Source organism: Sphingobium fuliginis (genome assembly GCF_004152845.1).
GTDB lineage: Bacteria > Pseudomonadota > Alphaproteobacteria > Sphingomonadales > Sphingomonadaceae > Sphingobium > Sphingobium fuliginis.
Window position 1 is genome coordinate 427,675 of the sequence record NZ_SEON01000003.1, and the last position, 19,918, is coordinate 447,592.

General features: G+C 64.8%; 20 protein-coding genes. 11 read left to right on the forward strand and 9 right to left on the reverse strand.

Annotation, left to right across the window (positions count from 1 at the left end; all coding sequences use genetic code 11):
• Positions 1–6: 6 nt before the first annotated feature.
• Complete coding sequence (locus tag EWH10_RS10845; protein WP_025549169.1) at positions 7–462, forward strand: universal stress protein; 456 nt, start codon at positions 7–9, stop codon at positions 460–462.
• 200 nt (positions 463–662) lie between these two features.
• Here the strand turns inward: EWH10_RS10845 and EWH10_RS10850 are convergent, their stop codons facing one another.
• The 4 genes from EWH10_RS10850 to EWH10_RS10865 all read right to left on the reverse strand — a co-directional run bounded on the left by EWH10_RS10850 (position 663) and on the right by EWH10_RS10865 (position 4,044).
• Entirely contained in the window at positions 663–1,433 is a 771-nt protein-coding gene (locus tag EWH10_RS10850) for an ABC transporter permease (RefSeq protein WP_044662461.1), read from the reverse strand.
• Positions 1,430–2,362 carry an ABC transporter ATP-binding protein gene (locus tag EWH10_RS10855; RefSeq protein ID WP_061938889.1) on the reverse strand — a complete coding sequence of 311 codons (933 nt, stop codon included), beginning with the start codon at positions 2,360–2,362 and terminating at the stop codon, positions 1,430–1,432. Before EWH10_RS10855 ends, EWH10_RS10850 begins: the two co-directional genes overlap by 4 nt.
• A gap of 67 nt (positions 2,363–2,429) precedes the next feature.
• Positions 2,430–3,059, reverse strand: coding sequence for a class I SAM-dependent methyltransferase (locus EWH10_RS10860; RefSeq protein WP_044662463.1), 630 nt, complete (start codon positions 3,057–3,059; stop codon positions 2,430–2,432).
• A gap of 70 nt (positions 3,060–3,129) precedes the next feature.
• The gene (locus EWH10_RS10865) at positions 3,130–4,044 is read right to left on the reverse strand and encodes a LysR family transcriptional regulator (RefSeq protein WP_044662464.1); all 915 of its coding nucleotides are present in this window, start codon (positions 4,042–4,044) and stop codon (positions 3,130–3,132) included.
• A gap of 111 nt (positions 4,045–4,155) precedes the next feature.
• Between EWH10_RS10865 and EWH10_RS10870 the strand changes: the two genes are divergently transcribed.
• The 3 genes from EWH10_RS10870 to mmsB all read left to right on the forward strand — a co-directional run bounded on the left by EWH10_RS10870 (position 4,156) and on the right by mmsB (position 7,347).
• Entirely contained in the window at positions 4,156–5,298 is a 1,143-nt protein-coding gene (locus EWH10_RS10870; RefSeq protein WP_076605705.1) for an acyl-CoA dehydrogenase family protein, read from the forward strand.
• Between the two features lie 28 nt (positions 5,299–5,326).
• Positions 5,327–6,385, forward strand: coding sequence for an enoyl-CoA hydratase/isomerase family protein (locus EWH10_RS10875; RefSeq protein WP_044662465.1), 1,059 nt, complete (start codon positions 5,327–5,329; stop codon positions 6,383–6,385).
• Positions 6,386–6,462: 77 nt separating this feature from the next.
• Positions 6,463–7,347: a 3-hydroxyisobutyrate dehydrogenase gene (mmsB, locus tag EWH10_RS10880; RefSeq protein ID WP_044662466.1), complete on the forward strand. Its 885-nt coding sequence runs from the start codon at positions 6,463–6,465 to the stop codon at positions 7,345–7,347.
• 218 nt (positions 7,348–7,565) lie between these two features.
• Here the strand turns inward: mmsB and EWH10_RS10885 are convergent, their stop codons facing one another.
• From EWH10_RS10885 to folE, 3 genes are all read right to left on the reverse strand, one after another.
• Complete coding sequence (locus EWH10_RS10885; RefSeq protein ID WP_044662467.1) at positions 7,566–8,342, reverse strand: enoyl-CoA hydratase-related protein; 777 nt, start codon at positions 8,340–8,342, stop codon at positions 7,566–7,568.
• An 89-nt stretch (positions 8,343–8,431) separates the two neighbouring features.
• Entirely contained in the window at positions 8,432–9,274 is an 843-nt protein-coding gene (locus EWH10_RS10890) for an SDR family oxidoreductase (RefSeq protein ID WP_025550996.1), read from the reverse strand.
• Positions 9,271–9,879 carry a GTP cyclohydrolase I FolE gene (gene folE / locus EWH10_RS10895; RefSeq protein ID WP_025550994.1) on the reverse strand — a complete coding sequence of 203 codons (609 nt, stop codon included), beginning with the start codon at positions 9,877–9,879 and terminating at the stop codon, positions 9,271–9,273. The genes EWH10_RS10890 and folE overlap by 4 nt, the downstream gene beginning before the upstream one ends.
• Before the next feature lie 152 nt (positions 9,880–10,031).
• On the opposite strand from folE, the gene EWH10_RS10900 reads away from it, so the two are divergent.
• Positions 10,032–10,622, forward strand: coding sequence for a nucleotidyltransferase family protein (locus EWH10_RS10900; RefSeq protein ID WP_025550993.1), 591 nt, complete (start codon positions 10,032–10,034; stop codon positions 10,620–10,622).
• 4 nt (positions 10,623–10,626) lie between these two features.
• Here the strand turns inward: EWH10_RS10900 and EWH10_RS10905 are convergent, their stop codons facing one another.
• Positions 10,627–12,297 carry an MFS transporter gene (locus EWH10_RS10905; RefSeq protein WP_044663170.1) on the reverse strand — a complete coding sequence of 557 codons (1,671 nt, stop codon included), beginning with the start codon at positions 12,295–12,297 and terminating at the stop codon, positions 10,627–10,629.
• 205 nt (positions 12,298–12,502) lie between these two features.
• Here EWH10_RS10905 and EWH10_RS10910 point away from each other — a divergent pair, with 205 nt between their 5' ends.
• From EWH10_RS10910 to pgl, 5 genes are all read left to right on the forward strand, one after another.
• Positions 12,503–13,711, forward strand: a complete 1,209-nt coding sequence (locus EWH10_RS10910) for an acetyl-CoA C-acetyltransferase (RefSeq protein ID WP_044662468.1) — start codon at positions 12,503–12,505, stop codon at positions 13,709–13,711.
• A 134-nt stretch (positions 13,712–13,845) separates the two neighbouring features.
• Positions 13,846–16,023 (forward strand): 3-hydroxyacyl-CoA dehydrogenase NAD-binding domain-containing protein, encoded by a 2,178-nt coding sequence (locus EWH10_RS10915; RefSeq protein ID WP_130029979.1) that lies wholly within the window; start codon positions 13,846–13,848, stop codon positions 16,021–16,023.
• Between the two features lie 202 nt (positions 16,024–16,225).
• On the forward strand, positions 16,226–17,245 hold the full coding sequence (gene galE / locus EWH10_RS10920; protein ID WP_044662470.1) for a UDP-glucose 4-epimerase GalE: 1,020 nt from the start codon (positions 16,226–16,228) through the stop codon (positions 17,243–17,245).
• Positions 17,242–17,730, forward strand: coding sequence for a YbaK/EbsC family protein (locus EWH10_RS10925; RefSeq protein ID WP_044662471.1), 489 nt, complete (start codon positions 17,242–17,244; stop codon positions 17,728–17,730). Before galE ends, EWH10_RS10925 begins: the two co-directional genes overlap by 4 nt.
• Before the next feature lie 5 nt (positions 17,731–17,735).
• Positions 17,736–18,425: a 6-phosphogluconolactonase gene (pgl, locus tag EWH10_RS10930; protein WP_044662472.1), complete on the forward strand. Its 690-nt coding sequence runs from the start codon at positions 17,736–17,738 to the stop codon at positions 18,423–18,425.
• A 2-nt stretch (positions 18,426–18,427) separates the two neighbouring features.
• On the opposite strand, the gene EWH10_RS10935 is transcribed toward pgl, so the two are convergent.
• Complete coding sequence (locus EWH10_RS10935) at positions 18,428–18,691, reverse strand: hypothetical protein (protein WP_025550982.1); 264 nt, start codon at positions 18,689–18,691, stop codon at positions 18,428–18,430.
• A gap of 54 nt (positions 18,692–18,745) precedes the next feature.
• On the opposite strand from EWH10_RS10935, the gene EWH10_RS10940 reads away from it, so the two are divergent.
• Positions 18,746–19,891: an aminotransferase class I/II-fold pyridoxal phosphate-dependent enzyme gene (locus EWH10_RS10940; RefSeq protein WP_065846663.1), complete on the forward strand. Its 1,146-nt coding sequence runs from the start codon at positions 18,746–18,748 to the stop codon at positions 19,889–19,891.
• Positions 19,892–19,918: the final 27 nt, after the last annotated feature.

A 19,918-nucleotide genomic window follows, 5' to 3' on the forward strand; every position in this document is an offset into this window, starting at 1 on the left:
CGGCAGATGCGGACATATCTGGTTGTCGTGGACGAATCGCCGGAGGCGGAGACGGCGCTTCGTTTCGCTGCGCGGCGCGCCGCCAAGACGGCGGGCGCGATCCGCATCCTGGCCCTCATCCCTCCCGCCGAGTTCGTCCAATGGGGCGGCGTGCAGGCGACGATGGAGGATGAAGCCCTGCAACGGGCCGAAGCGCTGGTGACGAGCGCGGCGGGCACGCTGACCGACGAGTCCGGCATCCGCCCCAGCATCACCGTCCGGCAGGGCGATCCGGTGACGGTCGTGCGCCACACGCTGGAGGAGATGGACGATGTCGCGGCATTGGTGCTGGGGGCCGCCGCCAGCGGGCACCCCGGCGTCCTCGTCTCGCACTTCGCGGGCGCCGACGCGGGCAAGCTGCCCTGCCCTATCATGGTCATCCCCGGCGGCCTGGATGCCGAGGCCATCGACCGGTTGAGCTAGCGCTTTTCCAAGCAGATGAAATCAGCTGCTGACTCGGAAAGCGCGACAAAACAAAGACCTAGAGCAGTCGAGCCGATGCAATCGGATCGGAATCTGCTCTAGGGGCATCCTGCGCGGAAAGGAATCCGGTTCGAACGGCAGGACCGGGCCCCTGCCTACACAGGAGCAAGGTTTGTAGCCGGACCCGGACGCCTTGCGCCTTATTTCTTGAGGCGATAGCCCGTCCGGAACATCCAGCCGATGATGGCAAGGCAAAGCGCCAGCATGGCCGCAACGAACAGCAGGCTGAACTCGATGCCCACATCGCCCCGCCCGAAGAAGGTCCAGCGGAAACCGGAGATCAGATAGACGATCGGGTTGAACAGCGTGATCGTCCGCCACGGCTCCGCCAGCATGTGGATCGAATAGAAGGCGCCGCCCAGAAAGGTCATCGGCATGATCAGCAGTAGCGGGATCACCTGCAACTGCTCGAAACTCTGCGCCCATATCCCCAATATGAAGCCGAACAGGCAGAAGCTGACCGCGATCAGCACCATGAAGGCGACCATCGCGAGCGGATGGGCGACCCGGATGTCCACGAACAGATGCGCGGTCACGAAGATGATGGTGCCGACGATCAGGGATTTGGTCGCCGCCGCGCCGACATAGGCGATGATCGTCTCCACCGCCGATACCGGCGCCGACAGCAGTTCATAGATGGTGCCGGTGAATTTGGGCATATAGATGCCGAAGCTGGCGTTGAAGATGCTTTCGGTGAACATCGACATCATGATCAGGCCGGGCACGATGAAGGCCGCATAGGGTATCCCGTCGATCTGCGTCATGCGCGAACCGATCGCGCCGCCGAACACCACGAAATAGAGCGAGGTGGTGATCACCGGCACCAGCAGCCCGGTCAGCAGCGTGCGGCGGAAGCGATGCAGTTCGAACTTATAGATCGCCCATATGGCCCGATAATTGAACCCGCTCATGCCGCCTTCTCCCGATGGACCAGGGAGACGAAAATATCCTCCAGGCTGCTCTGCTCGGTATTGAGGTCCTTATAGCCGATGCCAAGATCGCCCAGCTTGCGCAGCAGCGACGATACGCCGGTCCGTTCCGCCTGGGTGTCGAACACATATTCGATCTCATGGCCGTCCGCCTTCAGCGCGACCTGCCATTCGCCAAGCTCCGGCGGCACGGCGGACAGCGGTTCCGCCAGCACGATGGTCAGCGTCTTCTTGCCGAGCTTCTTCATGAGGGCGGTCTTTTCCTCCACCAGCACCAGTTCGCCCCTGTTGATGACGCCGACCCGGTCGGCCATTTCCTCCGCTTCCTCGATATAATGGGTGGTGAGGATGATGGTGACGCCGGTCTGGCGCAGTTCCCCGATCAGCTTCCACATGTCCCGGCGCAGTTCGACGTCCACCCCGGCGGTCGGCTCGTCCAGGAACAGCACCCGCGGTTCGTGCGACAGCGCCTTGGCGATCATCACACGGCGCTTCATGCCACCCGACAGCTCCAATATCTTGCTGTGGCGCTTGTCCCAGAGCGACAGGTCGCGCAGGATCTTCTCGATATAGGCGTCGTTGCGCGGCTTGCCGAACAATCCGCGAGAGAAGGTGACCGTGTCGATCACCCTTTCGAACGCATCGGTATGCAGTTCCTGCGGCACCAGGCCGATGGCGGAACGCGATCCGCGATAGTCGCGGACGATGTCATGCCCGGCGACGGTGACGCTGCCGCCCGTCGGCCGGACATTGCCGCAAATGATGGAGATCATGGTGGTCTTGCCGGCGCCATTCGGCCCAAGCAGCGCGAATATCTCGCCCTCCTCGATCTCCAGGTCGACGCCCCTGAGCGCCTGGAAACCCGAAGCATAGCTTTTGGTCAGGCCCGAAACGGTGATGATGGACGCCATGCGCGGCAGTGCCCCCTTTTTTCTGAAGCGCAAAGATAGGGTGCCGCCCGCGCGGCGCAACCGCAGTCTATTCGCCCTTGCGGAAAAAGCGGAAGACCGTGGCGGGCGGGAAGTTGCGGACGGTCTGGCCAGCCCTGACGACCTCCAGGCCGAGCGCGTCGAGAATCTCCCGGCTCACGGGCGGACGCATGGAATAAGTGAACTGGATGAAGGCGCCGCCCGGCCGCAGCATGCGGAAGCTTTCGGAAAGAATGTCGGCATGCATCTGCCGATCCATCGCCAGCAGGGGCAAGCCGCTGATGACCGTCTGATATTCCCCGGCCTCTCCGGCGGTTGCGGTGGAAACGATCTGCGCCGGAGTCTCCAGCACCGAAACATGGGGAAAATGACGCCGCAGCCCGCGCGCAAAGGCTGGGTTGATCTCCACCACCTCCAGCTTGTCCGGGGGAAGGCCGGTGCCCAGGATCGCTCGCGTGAAGACGCCCGTGCCGCCGCCCAGTTCGATTACCCGGCCATCCTCCGGATCGATATGCGCGACCATCAACCGCGCGAGATAACGGCTGCTGGGCACCACGGATGCGGTCTGGCGCGGTTTCTTCACCCAGGCGGCCAGGAAATCCAGATATTCGGTCGCCCGGGTACGAAACTCGCTGTTGGGCAGGGCCATCGCCCGGCTGCGCTTGGACTTATGCTGCATGAGCGAACTGCGACCATTTCACTGTCATGCCGACTCCCTTAGCGGCCCCGACGGGCCGCGTCGATATGGCCTAGAGGCGATTTCCCGTCGTCTGGTCGACCTCGGCGGCGCTTTTCAGGGTTTCGATACGCTCCTGCAACCATAGCGCCACGGCCGCGATGCGGGGCAGCTTCTTAAGGTCGCCATGCGTCACCAGCCAGAAACTGCGCATGATCTCCACCTCGCCGGCCATCACCGGCACCAGCGAAGGATCGCCGCCCGCGATGAAATCAGGCAGCACGCCGATCCCCGCCCCTTCCGCGATCATGCGATGCTGCATATTGATGCTGGTGGCGCGCAGACTGGCTTCCAGCCCCGCCTCCACCTCGTCCAGATAGTCGAGTTCGGGCGAGAAGATGAATTCCGGCACATAGCCGATCAGCACATGATCGCGCAGGTCAGCGGTGCCTTCGGGCACGCCCGCCTCCGCCAGATAGTGGGGCGCGGCATAAAGGTGCAGCCGGTAATCGCCCATCCGGCGAACCGACAGCCGCCCCCGCTGCGGCCGGGCCAGCATGACCGCCATGTCGGCCTCCCTCTTGGACGGATTGAGGAAACCGGATGCGGTGATGAGGTCCAGCCTGATGGCGGGATGGCGCCTGGCGAAGTCGGCAAGCCCCGGCGCCAGCACCCAGGTGCCAAAACCCTCGGCCACCGAAAGGCGCACCTGGCCGTTCAGATGATGCTCCCGCCCGGTGGCCTCCTCCATCGCGGCGAGCGCTGCGCTCTCGATGCTTTCGGCATGGCTCAGCAACGCCTGGCCATGGGCGGTCAGCGTGCGCTCCCCCGCCCCCACTTCGAACAGTTCGGGCCCCAGCGCCTTCTCCAGCCGGGCAAGCCGCCGCGCTATGGTCGTCGCATCGATCCCCAGGGCTCGCGCGGCGGGCGCGATCTTTCGCGTGCGCGCCACCGCCAGAAAGACCCTGAGATCGTCCCAATCGAACATTCATCACTCGCCAAATCTGCAAAATCGCTGCAATGCTATGCAGAACTGCGTTGTTGCGTGCAATTCCGCATCGTATCTAGAAGCAACCCAAAGCGAACGTCAGGAGAGTTTGTGAGCCAGTTCGATCTCACCGAGGACCAGTTGGCCATTCAGGAGATGGCGCGCCGGTTCACCGCCGATGCGATCACCCCTTTTGCGGCGGAGTGGGACGAAAAGCATATCTTCCCCCGCGACACCATCCGCGCCGCGGCGGAACTGGGCTTCGGCGGCATCTATGTGTCGGAGGAATCGGGCGGCATCGGCCTTGGGCGGCTGGAGGCGGCGCTGGTCATGGAGGCGATGGCCTATGGCTGTCCGTCGACCAGCGCGTTCATCTCGATCCACAATATGGCCGCCTGGATGATCGACCGGTTCGGATCGCAGGCCGTGAAGGACAAATATCTGCCCTCCATGGTGCCGATGGAGCGGATCGGCAGCTATTGCCTGACCGAAGCGGGATCGGGGTCCGACGCGGCGGCGCTCAAGACGCGGGCGATCAGGCAAGGCGATCATTATGTCGTCACCGGCTCCAAGCAGTTCATCTCCGGCGGCGGGGAGAATGAAATCTATGTCGTCATGGTCCGTACCGGCGACGACGGGCCGAAGGGCATATCCTGCCTCGTCATCGAGAAGGACATGCCCGGCGTCAGCTTCGGCGCGCAGGAACGCAAGCTCGGCTGGCATTCGCAGCCGACGGCTCAGGTCAATTTCGACGGCGTGCAGGTTCCGGTCGAGAATCTGGTCGGCGGCGAAGGCGAAGGCTTTCGCATCGCGATGATGGGGCTGGACGGCGGGCGGCTCAACATCGGCGCCTGCTCGCTGGGCGGAGCGCAGCGCTGCATCGACGAAGCGCTCACTTACACCAAGGATCGCAAGCAGTTCGGGCAGAGCATCGCGGATTTCCAGAACACGCAGTTCACGCTGGCGGATATGGAGACAGAGCTTCAGGCCGCCCGTACGCTGCTCTATGCGGCGGCGGTCAAGGTGACGGAGAATGCGCCGGACAAGACGCGCTTCGCCGCCATGGCCAAGCGGCTGGCGACCGACACCGGATCGTCGGTGGTCGACCGGGCGCTGCAACTGCATGGCGGCTATGGCTATCTGATGGACTATCCGATCGAGCGCTTCTGGCGCGATCTGCGCGTGCATTCGATCCTGGAAGGCACCAATCAGGTGATGCGCATGATCATCGCCCGCGACATGCTGCGGCCCTAAGCCCGAGAGAGAATGCGCAGGAGATTTTATGACCGATCAGGTGCTGATTTCCGTCGACAATGGCGTGGGGCGGATAAGGCTGAACCGGCCCAAGGCGATCCATGCGCTGACCACCGAAATGTGCGGCGCGATCATTGATGCGCTGCTGGCCTGGCGGGAGGATGAGAGCGTCGTTGCGGTGATGCTGGATCATGCCGAAGGGCGCGGTTTCTGCGCGGGCGGGGACATCGCCATGATCGCCGACAGCGCCAGGGGCGACTGTTCGGAGGCCGAGCAATTCTTCTTCACCGAATATCGGATGAACCATCTGCTGTTCGTCTATGAAAAGCCGATTATTGCCTTCATCGATGGCATCGTCATGGGCGGGGGCGTGGGGATTTCCGATCCGGCGCGCTATCGCGTGGCGACAGAGCGGACCACCTATGCCATGCCGGAGACGGGCATTGGGCTGTTTCCCGATGTGGGCGGCGGCTGGTTCCTGCCGCGCATGCCGGGGCGAACCGGAGCATGGCTGGCAACGACGGGCGCGCGGATCAAGGGCGCGGATTGCGCCGCCATCGGCATCGCAACCCATTATATGGCGTCGGACAAGCTGGATGCCGTCAAGGCGCGGATCATTGCCGATCCCGACGGATTGGCGGAAATACTGGACGAAATGGCCGATGCGCCGCCGCCATCGGCCTGGCAAGCGCATCGGGAGGAGATCGACCGGCTGTTCGCTTCGGACCGCTTCGAGGATATTCTGGCTGCATTGGAAGCCGACGGATCGGACTGGGCGCGCGAGCAACTGGCGACGCTCGCCACCAAATCGCCGCAGACGATCAAGGTGGCGCTGCGCCAGATGGTCGAGGGCGCTGCCTTCACCGATTTTGCCGACAATATGCGCAACGAATATCGCATCGGCCATCATGTCATCCGCCGTCCCGATTTCGTGGAGGGCGTGCGCGCGGTGATCTTCGACAAGGACAATGCGCCGCGATGGAATCCCGCGCGGCCGGAGGATGTGACGGACGAGCTGGTGGACAGCCTGTTCGCGCCCTTGCCGCCGGAAAGGGAATGGACGCCGCTGCCCGAACTGCGCGGCTGAACATGCTTTGTTTTCCGTGATTTCCAAGCCGTCAGATGGCCTATCTGACATGAAATCGCTCTAGAGGAGTGCCTGAAATGAGCCAGACCATCGCCTTCATCGGCCTGGGCAATATGGGCGGTGGGATGGCCGCAAATCTGCTGAAGAACGGCTTTGCCGTGCGGGCCTTCGACCTTTCGGAAGAGGCGCTGGCCAAGGCGGCCGAAGCGGGCGCCGTGCGCTGCGCCAGCGCGGCGGAGGCGGTCTCAGGCGCCGATGCGGTGGTCACGATGCTGCCAGCGGGAAAGCATGTGGAAGCCGTCTATACAGGCGAGGTCTTCGGAGCGGCCAAGGCGGATGCGCTGTTCCTCGACTGTTCGACCATTGACGTCGCGACGGCGCGCCGGGTGGAGGAAGCCGCTGCGGGCAAGGGCTTCGAGATGGTCGATGCACCCGTTTCAGGCGGCATCGCGGCGGCCAATGGCGGTACGCTGACCTTCATGGTCGGCGGCTCGGACCAGGCTTTCGGCCGGGCCAGGCCGATCCTGTCGGCCATGGGCAAGGCGGTGATCCATGCCGGCGGCGCGGGCAATGGTCAGGCCGCCAAGATCTGCAACAACATGCTGCTGGGCGCGACCATGGTGGCGACCTGCGAGACCTTCGCCATGGCGAAGAAGCTGGGCCTCGACCCGCAGACCTTCTACGATATTTCCAGCGTATCGTCGGGGCAAAGCTGGTCCATGACCAGCTATTGCCCGGTGCCGGGCGTCGGGCCGCAAAGCCCGTCGGACAATGGCTATCAGGGCGGTTTCGCCGTGGGGCTGATGCTGAAGGATTTGAAGCTGGCGACGGAAGCCGCCGCTTCGGTCGGAGCGAGCGTGCCGATGGGAAATGCGGCGGAGTCGCTTTACCAGCTGCTCGCCAATCAGGGTGAAGCGGGGCGCGACTTTTCGCTGATGATCGAGATGTTGGAGGGGAAGTAAGGGGTTTCCATCTCCAAGCGTCTCGTAAATGGGTGGATTGCGGACATTCCCCCTCCCGCAGGCGGGAGGGGGTTAGGGGGTGGGCTGGCGCGGCATCTGCGCTGTTTTGCAACGGCTAAGTCAGAAGCTCGCTACGCTCGCGCCCACCCCTAACCCCTCCCGTTTACGGGAGGGGAATGTCCTGAATCGGCTATCATCAGCCTCCACCCGCTTACCAATCAGCGGCCTTTCCAAACCCCCGGACGCTTGGCGACGAAGGCTTCCATGCCTTCCTTCTTGTCCTCGGTCGCGGTCAGGATCTGGAACAGGCGGCGTTCGGTCAGGATGCCCTGAGCCAGCCCGGTCTCGAAAGCCAGATTGACCATTTCCTTGTTCACCATCGCGGCCATGGGCGGCATCCCCGCTATGGTCGCGGCCGTCTTGAGCGCGTCCTCCAGCAGATCAGCCGCCGGAACGATCCGCGCGACCAGACCGGCGCTTTCCGCTTCTTCGGCGCCCATCATGCGGCCGGTCAGGCACATTTCCATCGCCTTCGCCTTGCCGACGGCGCGGGTCAGGCGTTGCGATCCGCCCATGCCCGGCGCGACGCCCAGCTTTATTTCGGGCTGGCCGAATTTCGCGGTGTCGGCGGCCAGGATGAAATCCGCCATCATCGCCAGCTCGCATCCGCCGCCCAGCGCGAAGCCGGCGACCGCCGCAATCCACGGCTTGCGGGTGGCGACGACCTTGCTCTGCCAGCCGGAGAAGAAATCCTCCAGGAAGAAGTCCGCCGAATCCTTCTCCACCATTTCCTTGATGTCGGCGCCGGCGGCAAAGGCCTTCTCGCTGCCGGTCAGGACCAGGCAACGCTGCGACGGATCGGCATCATAGGCAGCAAAGACCTCGCCCAGATCCCTCAGCACCTGGCTGTTCAGCGCATTCAACGCCTGCGGGCGGTTGAGCGTGACCAGCGTCACCGCATCGCGCTGTTCCACCAGGATCGTTTCATATGCCATTGCCGTCTCCCTTCATTGACCCATTGCGATCCGCTCTATGCAGCGCGACGGCCCTTGGCCAGCCCCGGCAAGCCGCATCTTCGCAGCCGCTATCGGCACAGATGCATGAAGTCCCGGTCATAGCTGCGCAGATGCGCGCCGCCATCGATATAGAGCGTCTGACCCGTCACCGCACTGGCGCCCGCCAGATACAGCACGGCTTCGGCAATCTGCTCCGCCTGCGGCAGACGCGCCAGCGGCATCATCGCGGACAGCCTTTCCATTTGGCCTTCGTCATAATCGGGCGTCGCGATGGTGAGTCCGGGGGCGACCGCATTGACCCTGATCTGCGGCGCCAGGGTGGATGCGGACAGCCGCGTCAGCCCCGCCAGCGCCATCTTCGACAAGGTATAGGCCAATTGGTCGCCATGCGGATGGTCGATCCGCTGATCCAGTATATTGACGATGCACCGGTCGCCTGTGCCGGCCGGAATGGTGGCAAAGGACTTGGTGAGCAAGGTGGGCGCGGCGCAATTGACCGCATAATGGCGCATCAGGTCGTCGGCATTGACGCTGTCGAGCCGATCCTGGCCGAAGATCGCCGCGCTGTTGACCAGGACATCGGGCGGACGGCCGAAACGCTCTGCGACCAGCGCCACCAGTTCCTCCGCCCCTTCCGGATCGCTGAAATCGACGGTGAAGCCGTCCCATTCGGTCCCATTCTCCTCCAGCGTCAGCGCCAGATGGGAATCGAGCCGGGTATCGTGGCTGCCATGGATCGCCAGCGAATAGCCTGCCCGCGCGAAGGCAGCGGCGATGATGCCGCCCAGCCGCCGATGACCGCCCGTCACCAGCGCCAGCCGCTTTTGCGCCAGCGGCCGTGCGCCCGCCTGTTCGGCGCGCTTCCCAGTGCCCCCGAGGGGCCGATAGGCGGGAGCTTCCTCTTCGCTCACGATCCGATCAGCTTCAGCACTTCTTCACGGCTCTTCTCATCGTCGCGGAAGACGCCGAGCATGCGGCTGGTCTTCATGACGACATTGGGCGTGCGCACGCCACGGCCCGTCATGCAGCCATGGGTCGCCTCGACCACGACCGCGACGCCCTGGGGCTTCAGATGTTCCCAGATGCAGTTGGCGACTTCCGAAGTCAGCCGTTCCTGCACCTGAAGCCGGTGGGCGAAGGCGTGCAGCACGCGCGCCAGCTTCGATATGCCGACGACATATTGGCCGGGCAGATAGGCGATGTGCGCGACGCCCACGATGGGCGCCATATGGTGCTCGCAGTGCGACTGGAACGGTATGTCCTTCAACAGCACGATGTCGTCATAGCCGCCGACTTCATGGAAGATGCGCGAAAGATGATAGGCCGGATCGTCGTCATAGCCGCGGCAATATTCCTTCCACGCCCGCGCCACGCGCTGGGGCGTTTCCACCAGCCCTTCCCGTTCCGGATCGTCGCCCGACCAGCGGATCAGCGTACGGATCGCGTCGGCCACGTCCGCCGGAACCGGAATCTTGATCGACTCGCCCGCAGTTTCGGCATCGGGATCATATTCCATGGACGGCACCACTCCTTTGTTGCTTCCGGGCATATGGCGACTGATTTACAGGAACGCCAGCCCCTTCGCCCTGCTGGACAGGACATGCTGGCGGTGGCACATGCAGGGGAAACCGGGTCAACCGGGTCGCCTCAAATCATCACAGCGGAACCATGCGGACCGAACAGATCGCCGCCGTCCTCCTTGCAGCGGGCACATCCTCACGATTCGGGGAAGAAGACAAGCTGATGGCCGATTGGCGGGGCAAGCCCGTCGCGGTGCATGCGCTGGAAACCATCGCCTCCATGATCTTTGCGGAACTGGTTGCGGTGGTGCGTCCTGTCGGCCAGGCGCCGGTCCTGCATCGCCGGCTGGAACGGCGCGGCTATTCGATCCTGGTCAACGATCGTCCGGAAGACGGCATATCGGGCAGCATCATCCGCGCCGTGGAGCATGTCATGCCGATGCGGAAATGCCGCGGCATATTGATCTGCCTGGCCGACATGCCCGACGTGCCGCAGACGCATTACAACCGCATCTGCATGGCGGCGGAGGACATCCGCTCCGTCGTCGCCAGCACCGACGGATTTTCCTCTTCGCCGCCCGCCTTCATCGGGCGGAAGCATTTCCCCGAACTGCTGGCGCTGCGGGGAGACCAGGGGGCGCGGGCGCTGCTCAGCCATGGCGTGCAGATCGAAACCATGGGCGCCAGCCTGCGCGACATCGACACGCCAGAGGATCTTGCCGAACGGCGGCCCGAATAGCGCATCAGCTCGACCGGGTGGGATCGGTCATGGGATCGCCCATCTCGCGCGGGTCGGCCGAGCGGCCCAGCGGCAGAGAACCCGTCTGCCGCTCCAGCATGCGATGCACGACCGGCGGATTGGGGCCGCTGTGCAGCGCGTGGATGGCTTCGCTGTTCGCCATGTCGGCAACGGTCCGGCGGCTGTTGTGGCGGACATAGTCCAGCCAGGTCGACACATGATAGCGCTCCACCCACAATTCCGGATCGCCCAGATCGCGCAGCAGCGACCAGCCATGGGCGCCGTCGCGGCGACGGATGCGGCGGCGTTCGCTCATCGCCGCCAGGAAGGGGACGACAGATCCGGCGGCTATGCGATATTCTATGGTGACGACCACCGGGCCGCTGCGGGGCTCGATCGGAACGGCGGTCTGCGGCTCGCGCCACAGGTTCTGGAGGTCGAGATTCTCCTCGCCCGTCTGCGCCAGCGGACGCGCATAGCCGATCAGGGCCGAGGCGAACTGGACGGCTGCCGCGCCATAGAGGGCGATGACGACGCCATGATCCTCCGCCATGGTGCCGAACAGCCATGCACCCCCGGCCATGCCGCCGAAGGCGACCATCTGATACAGGGCAACGGCCCGCGCCACGACCCAGCGAGGCGCCGACATCTGGACCGAAACGTTGAAGGTCGAGAGGGCGATCACCCAGCCCGCGCCCGCCATCAGCAGCCCCAGCAACGCAACGACCAGCCAGTCGCTGACCGCCATCAGCACCGTCCCGGCCGCAAGCGCCATGGCGGCTGAGCGCACGATGGTCTCGACCGAAAAGCGGCGGCGCAATTGCCCCGTCGACAGCGCCCCCAGCACCGCGCCGATGCCGAAGGCGCCGCTGAGCGCGCCGAATGTCAGCGCGCCGCCGCCCAGCAGGTCGCGCGCCACCAGCGGCATCATCGCTGAAACGGCGCTTGCCCCGATGCCGAATGCCGCGCTTCGGAGCAGCACGACCTGGATGTTGGGCGACATGGCGACGTAACGAACCCCAGCGCGCATCGCGAGGCCTATGCGTTCGCGCGGGAGGAGTTGAGGCGGCCGTTCGGGACGCCAGCGGGCAAGCACGGCGACCAGCCCCACATAGCTGATGGCGTTGACCAGAAAGGCCGTCGCCGCACCGGCGGCCGCGACGATGACGCCGCCCAGCGCCGGGCCGATGCTGCGCGCCATGTTGAAGCCCATGGAATTGAGCGAGACGGCATGGGGCAAGGCGGCGCGCGGCACCATGTCCCCGACCGACGCCTGCCAGGCCGGCCCGTTGATCGCGGTGGCGCAGCCGACCAGGAAGGTGAAGCCCAGCAGGGCCCAGGGCGTCACCCAACCCATCCAGGCGAACAGCGCCAGCAGGGCGGAGACGATGAGCATGAACAGCTGGCAGATCAGCATGACCACCCGCCTGTCGCTATTGTCCGCCACCGCGCCTGCCCAGAGCGACAGCAGCATGATCGGCAGGGTCGTCGCCGCCGGAACCAGCGCGATCATCTGGGGCGAGGCGGAGAGCGAGGTCATCATCCACTGCGCGCCGACGGACTGGATCAGCCCGCCGAAGTTGGAGGCGAGGCTGGCCCACCAGATCGCGCGGAAGATCGGGATCGACAAGGGCGACGGCGCTTGGGAGGGGTCCGACTCTGACACGCTTTCCATGAAGCGGAATAAGGCGGGCGGGTCAAATCCGCGAATCATTAAAAGAATTGAAAAGGGTTGAAACGTCCGCCGGAGGACGAGGCGGGGCCCCTTTGGCGGGATGACGTTACGGTCGGGCGGGCTGACGATTGAGGCTTGCACTTTACGTAAACGTAAATACATTCGCAGCGAACATCCGGCGCCCAGCGGAGAGGAATGGAAAGCAATGGAAGCCTTTATTTACGATGCCGTCAGGACGCCCCGGGGCCGGGGCAAGGCCGACGGGTCACTGCACGAAATCACCCCGATCCAGCTGGCGACGCAGATGCTGCAGGCGGTGCGGGACCGGACGGAGATCGACACCGCCGATGTCGATGACGTCATACTGGGCTGCGTCAGCCCGGTGGGCGAACAGGGCGCGGACATCGCCCGCGTGGCGGTGCTGAACGCCGATTACGCCCAGACCGTGCCCGGCGTGCAGATCAACCGTTTCTGCGCTTCGGGGCTGGAGGCCGTGAACATGGCCGCCGCCAAGGTCTATTCCGGCGAAGCGGGCCTTGCCATCGGCGGCGGCGTCGAGTCGATGAGCCGCGTGCCCATGGCTTCGGACGGCGGCGCGTGGGCGATGGACCCGGCGGTCGCCTACAAGACCTATTTCGCGCCGCAGGGCATCGGCGCCGATGTGATCGCGACCAAGTTCGGGATCAGCCGCGACGATGTCGACGCTTATGCCGTCGAAAGCCAGCGGCGCGCCAAGGCCGCCTGGGACGAGAAGCGCTTCGCCAAATCCATCGTGCCGGTGAAGGACGTCATCGGATCGGTCGTCCTGGACCATGACGAGCATATGCGGCCCGACGCGACGATGCAGTCGCTCGCCAGCCTGAAGCCGAGCTTCGCCGCGCTGGGCGAGGAGATGCCGGGCTTCGACGCCATTGCCCTGCTCCGCTATCCCGAACTGGAGAAGGTCAACCATGTCCACCATGCCGGCAACAGCAGCGGCATCGTCGACGGCGCCGCCGCGGTGCTGGTCGGCAACAGGGAGATGGGCGAGAAATATGGGTTGAAGCCCCGCGCCCGGATCAAGGCGATGGCGTCCATCGGGTCGGAGCCGCTGATCATGTTGACAGGGCCTGAGTTCGTGGCGGGCAAGCTGCTCAATCGGGCGGGGATGAGCAAGGCCGACATCGACCTGTGGGAACTGAACGAGGCCTTTGCCAGCGTCGTCCTGCGCTACATGCAGGCGATGGACCTCGACCATGGGCAGATCAACGTCAATGGCGGCGCGATCGCCATGGGCCATCCGCTGGGCGCGACCGGGGCGATGGTGCTGGGCACGGCGCTGGACGAGCTGGAACGGACCGGCAAGGGCACCGCGCTCATCAACCTGTGCGTCGGCGCGGGCATGGGCACGGGCATCATCATCGAGCGCGTTTGAACAGTGGACCCGTTCGTCCTGAGTAGCCATTGAGCCCGTCGAAATGGCGTATCGAAGGATCAATGCTTCGATACGGGTCTTCGACAAGCTCAGCCCCTACTCAGCACGAACGGAGGTAGGAAAGGTTGCCCAAAATGCAGACCATCAATTTCGACATCGACGCCGACGGCATCGCCACCCTCACCATTGATGTTCCCGATCAGTCGATGAACGTCATCGGCCCGGATTTCCTGGCCGATCTGGACGCGGCGATCACGCGCATTTCCTCCGAGGAGGCGATCAAGGGCGCGGTCATCGCGTCGGGCAAGAGCAGCGGCTTCATGGCGGGCATGGACCTCAAATATTTCGGGTCGATGCTGGTCAGCGAGAATGGGAAACGCCCCTCCCCCGCCGCGATCTTCGACAAGGTTTTCGTGCTGAACCAGTTGTTCCGGCGGCTGGAGACCTGCGGCAAGCCGGTCGCCTGCGCCATCGAGGGCACCTGCGTCGGCGGCGGGTTCGAACTGGCGCTGGCCTGTCATCGCCGGATCGTCGGGGACAGCCCGAAGACGCAGTTGGGCCTGCCCGAAATCCTGATCGGCCTGTTCCCCGGCGGCGGCGGGTCGCAGCGCCTGCCGCGCATCATGGGGGTGCAGGCGTCGCTGATGTATATGTTGCAGGGCAAGCTGTTCCGTCCCGCCGACGCGGCGATGATGAAGGTGGTCGATCAGGTCGTGCCGCAGGGCACGGCGGTCGAAGCCGCGCGCGAATGGGTGAAGGCCAATCCCAACGCCTTCGTGCAGCCCTGGGACGTCAAGGGCTTCAAATTCCCCGGCGGCGCGGGCGGCTTCAATCCGGCCTTCGTCCAGACCATGGCGGGCGCCCTGCCGATGACGCTCAAGCAGTCCCAGCGCAACATGAACGCGCCGATCGCGCTGCTTTCGGCGGTCTATGAGGGGGCTTTCCTGCCCATCGACCGGGCGATCCGGGTGGAGAGCAAATATTTCGCCAAGGTCGCGGCCGACCCGCAGGCGGCGAACATGATCCGCAGCCTGTTCGTCAACAAGCAGGCGGCCGAGCGCGGCGCAAGGCGGCCCAAGGACCAGCCCAAGGCGCCGACGAAGAAGCTGGCCATGCTGGGCGCGGGCATGATGGGCGCAGGGATAGCCACCGTGGCCGCGCAGGCGGGGATCGAGGTGGTGCTGTTCGACCGCGATCAGGCCTATGCCGAAAAGGGCAAGGCGCATGTCGAGGAGGTGCTGAAGAAGCGGCTGGGCCGGGGCATGACGCCGGAGAAGATGGCGGAGACGCTGGCCCGCGTGACGCCGACGACGGATTATGCCGCGCTGGCCGGAGCGGACTTCGTGATCGAGGCGGTGTTCGAGGATGTCGCGATCAAGGCCGAAGTGACCAAGAAGGTCGAGGAGGTGCTGGGCGCGGATACGATCTTCGGGTCGAACACCTCCACTTTGCCGATCACCAAGCTGGCGAAGGCGTGGAGCAAGCCGGAGAATTTCATCGGCATCCACTTCTTCTCGCCGGTCGAGAAGATGCCGCTGGTGGAGATCATCCTGGGCAAGGAAACCGGGCCGGCCGCCATCGCCAAGGCGCTGGATTTCGTGGCCCAGATCAGGAAGACGCCGATCGTCGTCAATGACTCGCGCGGCTTCTATACCTCGCGCTGCTTCGGCACCTATGTGCAGGAGGGCGTGGAGATGGTCGCGGAGGGGATCAATCCCGCGCTGATCGAAAATGCCGGGCGGCAACTGGGCATGCCGGTGGGGCCGCTGGCGGTGGGCGACGAGGTTTCCATCGAGCTGGGCCACAAGATCGTCGTCGCCGCGCAGAAGGAGCTGGGCGACGCCTATGTCGCGCAGCCGTCCGACGCGGTGATGGCGCGGATGGTCGAACTGGGGCGGCTGGGGCGGAAAAGCGCCAAGGGCTGGTATGACTATCCCGAGGGCGGGAAGAAGCATCTCTGGGCCGGTCTGGAGGAGATGTTCCCGCGCGCCGCCGTGCAGCCCGATGTCGAGGAAGTGAAGGAGCGGCTGCTCTACCGCCAGTTGATCGAATGCGCGCGCTGCTTCGAGGAAGGCGTGCTGGAGACGCCGGAGGATGGCGACATCGGGGCGATATTCGGCTGGGGCTTCGCGCCCTATACCGGCGGACCGTTCAGCCATATGGACACGGTCGGCATCGGCCATGTCGTCGCGGTGCTGGAGCGGCTGGCGGCGACGCATGGCGATCGCTTCGCGCCCACGGTCCAGTTGCAGGACATGGCGGCAAGCGGCGCGACTTTCTATCGCCCCGTTTCGTCCCGCGCCGCGGCATGAATGGGGTGGGAATCGTCACGAAGCTGATCTAGTCCTGACAGGCAAAGGGCTGTAACCTTCTCATTCGTCATGCTGGACTTGTTTCAGCATCCGTTTCGCCCTCGGCAAGACCTGAGTCCGGAGGCGCGATGGATGCTGAAACAGGTTCAGCATGACGGGGGAGAATGGCGGCGGCCCTGATCTATCGGGAGACCTTCATCTTATGAGCGAAAAGCCGACGGTTCTGGTCACGGGCGGGGCCGGCTATATTGGCAGCCATGCCGTATTGGCGTTGCACGACGCGGGCTATGGCGTCGTGGTGATCGACAATCTGGTGACGGGGTTCCGTTGGGCGGTGCCGGACGATGTGGCGTTCGTCGAGGGCGATATTTCCGATCAGCCGCTGGTGCAGAAGGCCCTGCGCGATCATGGCGTGAAGGCGGTGATGCACTTTGCCGGATCGGTGGTGGTGCCGGAATCGGTCGAGAACCCGCTCAAATATTATCATAACAACAGCGCCAAGACCCGCGACCTGATCGAGAGCGTCGTCACGGTCGGCGTGCCGCATTTCATCTTCTCCTCGACGGCGGCGACCTACGGCATTCCGGAGGAAAGCCCGGTCAGGGAGACGACGCCGCAGCGGCCGATCAATCCCTATGGCATGTCGAAGCTGATGACCGAATATATGCTGCGCGACGTCAGCGCGGCGCATGCGATGAACTTCTGCGCGCTGCGCTATTTCAACGTGGCGGGCGCCGATCCGGCCGGGCGGACGGGGCAGTCGACGGCGGGGGCGACGCATCTGATCAAGGTCGCGGTCGAGGCGGCCCTGGGCAAGCGGAGCCATGTTTCGGTGTTCGGGACCGATTTCGACACGCCGGACGGGACCGGGGTGCGCGACTATATCCATGTCACCGATCTGGCGGCGGCGCATGTGCTGGCGCTGGAGGCGCTGATGGCCAGGCCGGAGCAGAATTATCTGCTCAACTGCGGCTATGGCCGGGGCTTTTCCGTGCTGGAGGTGCTGGACGCGGTCGACCGGGTGACGAACCTGAAGATCGACCGGCGGATGGAGGGGCGGCGCGCGGGCGATCCGGATGCGCTCATTTCCGACAATCGGGCGATCATGGGGGAATTCCCATGGAAGCCGCTTTATGCCGATCTGGATCAGATCGTCACCCATGCCCTCGCCTGGGAGCGCAAGCTGACCGAGATACAGCAAAGGGGGAATGGAGGGGAATGAGCGCGGAGTCGGTCCGGGCCTTCTTCTCCGCCCATGCGCCGGATGTCGCCATCATCGACCAGGGGGTGAGCACCGCCACGGTCAATGAGGCGGCGGAGGCCCTGGGCGTGGTTCCGGCGCGGATCGCCAAGACGCTGTCGTTGCGGGTCGGGAACGAGGTCGCGCTGGTGGTGGCGCGGGGCGATGCGCGGCTGAACAACGGGAAGGCGAAGGCGGCGCTGGGCGCCAGGCCGCGCATGCTGGGGCTGGAGGAGGTGGAGGGACTGACCGGGCATCCGGTGGGGGGCGTATGTCCCTTTGGGCTGACCTCTCCCCTGCCCGTTTATTGCGATATTTCGCTGCGGGATTTCGAGACGGTGTTTCCGGCGGCGGGATCGCGGACGACTTCGGTGGAGTTGACGCCGGAGCGGCTGGCCGAGCTGACCGCCGCGCGATGGATCGACATCTGCACGATCCCTGAAGACAATCTGGCCGAAGAGAATTGAACGACATGCCTACCGAACATCTTTTCGTCGATGGCGCGCTGGCGGCGGCGGACATGGCGCGGCGGATCGCCACGGTGCTGGGGGATGCCATCGCGGCGCGGGGGGTGGCGACGATCGCGCTGTCGGGCGGGCGGTCGCCAAGGCCCGTGCTGGAGGCTTTGTCGGGGATGGCGCTCGACTGGAGCAAGGTGATCGTGACGCTGGTCGACGAGCGCTGGGTGGCGCCGGACCATGCGGACAGCAATGAGCGGCTGGTGCGCGAGACTTTGTTGCAGGGGAAGGCCGGGGCGGCGCGGTTCGTGCCGATGAAGAATGAGGCGGCGGACGCCTATGCCGGGCAGGCAGAGTGCGAGGCGGCGTTCGCGGCCCTGCCCTGGCCGCTCGACATCGTGCTGTTGGGGATGGGGGAGGATGGGCATACCGCTTCGCTGTTTCCGGGGGCGAAGGAACTGGCGGAGGGGCTTTCCACCCATGCCCTGACGATCGCGGTCACGCCGCCCGCTGCGCCGCATCAGCGCATGTCGATGAGCGCCCGGGCGATCCTTGCGAGCCGGCATATCTTCCTCCAGATCGGCGGGGCGGCGAAGAAGGCGGTCTATGACCGGGCCTTGGCGGGGGGGCCGGTGGAGGAACTGCCCGTCCGGGTGGCGCTGTGCCAGCATGCGGTTTCGGTGGAGGTTTGGATTTCGGAATAGGTTCAGTCGCGCGGCTTGTGCCTGGAGATGAGATAGCGCCAGACGCCGACGAGATTGATCAGGAGCAGCGCGATATTCTGGAAGCCTATGCCTTCGCTGTCTTCCGACAGAAAACCCCAGCCGATCAGGGCGATGGAGGATGTCACGAAGAGGACGAAAGCCCAGCCCGTGATGCGGCGGCCGAGATTGAGGGAGACGATGAAAGCGGCGATGGTGGCGGCGCCTGCGCCATAATATTGCAGCGCGTCGAGCATGGTTTCGTTCATCCATCGCCAACGCGGCAATTGTGACAAGGTTGCGGCGCGGGTAAGAGGCGACGCATGGTTGCCAATATCGATCCTTTTCACGCCATCGCCATCAGCCGGGAAGCCCACAGGCTGGAGGCCGAGGGGCGATCCATCCTGCATATGGAATTCGGGCAACCGTCCACGGGGGCGCCCTCTGCTGCGATTATGGAAGCGCATGCCGTGCTGGATCGCGACCCCATGGGCTATTGGGAAAGTCCGGCGCTGAAGGAGCGGATCGCGCTCCATTATCGGGAGCGCTATGGCGTGGCCGTGGAAGCGGAGCAGATATTGCTCACCTGCGGCGCTTCGCCGGGGCTGGTGCTGGCGCTGACCAGCCTGTTCGCGCCCGGAGCGCGGGTGGCGACGGCGCGGCCGGGCTATGTCGCCTATCGCAATACGTTGAAGGCGCTCTATCTGGAGCCGCTGGAGGTCGATTGCGGGCCGGCGGAGCGTTACCAGATCGGCGCGGCGGCGCTGAAGGCCCTGGAACCCGCGCCGGATGGGGCGATCATCGCCAGCCCGGCCAATCCCACAGGGACCATCATTCCCACCGAGGAGATGGCGCGCATCGCGGAGGTTTGCCGGGTGCGGGGCATTCGCATCGTCTCCGACGAGATTTACCACGGGCTCAGCTATGGCGAACCGGCGCGGTCGATGCTGGAATTCGCGCCGGACGCCATCGTCGTGAACAGCTTCTCCAAATATTTTTCCATGGCCGGGTGGCGGCTGGGCTGGGTGGTGTTTCCGCCCGGCCTGATCGAAACCGCTCGGGCGCGGATGGGCAATCTGTTCCTGACGCCGCCTTCCCTGGCGCAGCATGCGGGGTTGAAGGCGTTCGACTGCATCGATGAGCTGGAGGGGCATGTCGCCACCTATCGGCGCAACCGGGAGTTGCTGCTGGCCGCCCTGCCCGCGCTGGGGTTGAAGGAGATCGCGCCGCCGGACGGGGCCTTCTACATCTATGCGGATGTGGGGCATCTGACCAATGACAGCCTGTCCTTCTGTCAGAGGCTGCTCCGCGAAACGGGTGTGGCGACGGCGCCGGGGATCGATTTCGATCCGGTCGACGGGCACCGGCATATCCGCTTCAGTTTCGCGGTTTCCACCGATCGGGTGGAGGATGCCATCGCCCGGATGATCCCCTGGTTCAACGCGCAGGGCGGCGGGGCAAGGGATTGATCCATTCCGGCTGGATCGGCAAATTCC

Coding starts and splice junctions, on each gene's coding strand:
- EWH10_RS10845 (WP_025549169.1), top strand. CDS start 7: ATGCGGACATATCTGGTTGTCGTGGACGAATCGCCGGAGGCGGAGACG.
- EWH10_RS10850 (WP_044662461.1), bottom strand. CDS start 1,433: ATGAGCGGGTTCAATTATCGGGCCATATGGGCGATCTATAAGTTCGAA.
- EWH10_RS10855 (WP_061938889.1), bottom strand. CDS start 2,362: ATGGCGTCCATCATCACCGTTTCGGGCCTGACCAAAAGCTATGCTTCG.
- EWH10_RS10860 (WP_044662463.1), bottom strand. CDS start 3,059: ATGCAGCATAAGTCCAAGCGCAGCCGGGCGATGGCCCTGCCCAACAGC.
- EWH10_RS10865 (WP_044662464.1), bottom strand. CDS start 4,044: ATGTTCGATTGGGACGATCTCAGGGTCTTTCTGGCGGTGGCGCGCACG.
- EWH10_RS10875 (WP_044662465.1), top strand. CDS start 5,327: ATGACCGATCAGGTGCTGATTTCCGTCGACAATGGCGTGGGGCGGATA.
- mmsB (WP_044662466.1), top strand. CDS start 6,463: ATGAGCCAGACCATCGCCTTCATCGGCCTGGGCAATATGGGCGGTGGG.
- EWH10_RS10885 (WP_044662467.1), bottom strand. CDS start 8,342: ATGGCATATGAAACGATCCTGGTGGAACAGCGCGATGCGGTGACGCTG.
- folE (WP_025550994.1), bottom strand. CDS start 9,879: ATGGAATATGATCCCGATGCCGAAACTGCGGGCGAGTCGATCAAGATT.
- EWH10_RS10900 (WP_025550993.1), top strand. CDS start 10,032: ATGCGGACCGAACAGATCGCCGCCGTCCTCCTTGCAGCGGGCACATCC.
- EWH10_RS10905 (WP_044663170.1), bottom strand. CDS start 12,297: ATGGAAAGCGTGTCAGAGTCGGACCCCTCCCAAGCGCCGTCGCCCTTG.
- EWH10_RS10910 (WP_044662468.1), top strand. CDS start 12,503: ATGGAAGCCTTTATTTACGATGCCGTCAGGACGCCCCGGGGCCGGGGC.
- EWH10_RS10915 (WP_130029979.1), top strand. CDS start 13,846: ATGCAGACCATCAATTTCGACATCGACGCCGACGGCATCGCCACCCTC.
- galE (WP_044662470.1), top strand. CDS start 16,226: ATGAGCGAAAAGCCGACGGTTCTGGTCACGGGCGGGGCCGGCTATATT.
- EWH10_RS10925 (WP_044662471.1), top strand. CDS start 17,242: ATGAGCGCGGAGTCGGTCCGGGCCTTCTTCTCCGCCCATGCGCCGGAT.
- pgl (WP_044662472.1), top strand. CDS start 17,736: ATGCCTACCGAACATCTTTTCGTCGATGGCGCGCTGGCGGCGGCGGAC.
- EWH10_RS10935 (WP_025550982.1), bottom strand. CDS start 18,691: ATGAACGAAACCATGCTCGACGCGCTGCAATATTATGGCGCAGGCGCC.
- EWH10_RS10940 (WP_065846663.1), top strand. CDS start 18,746: ATGGTTGCCAATATCGATCCTTTTCACGCCATCGCCATCAGCCGGGAA.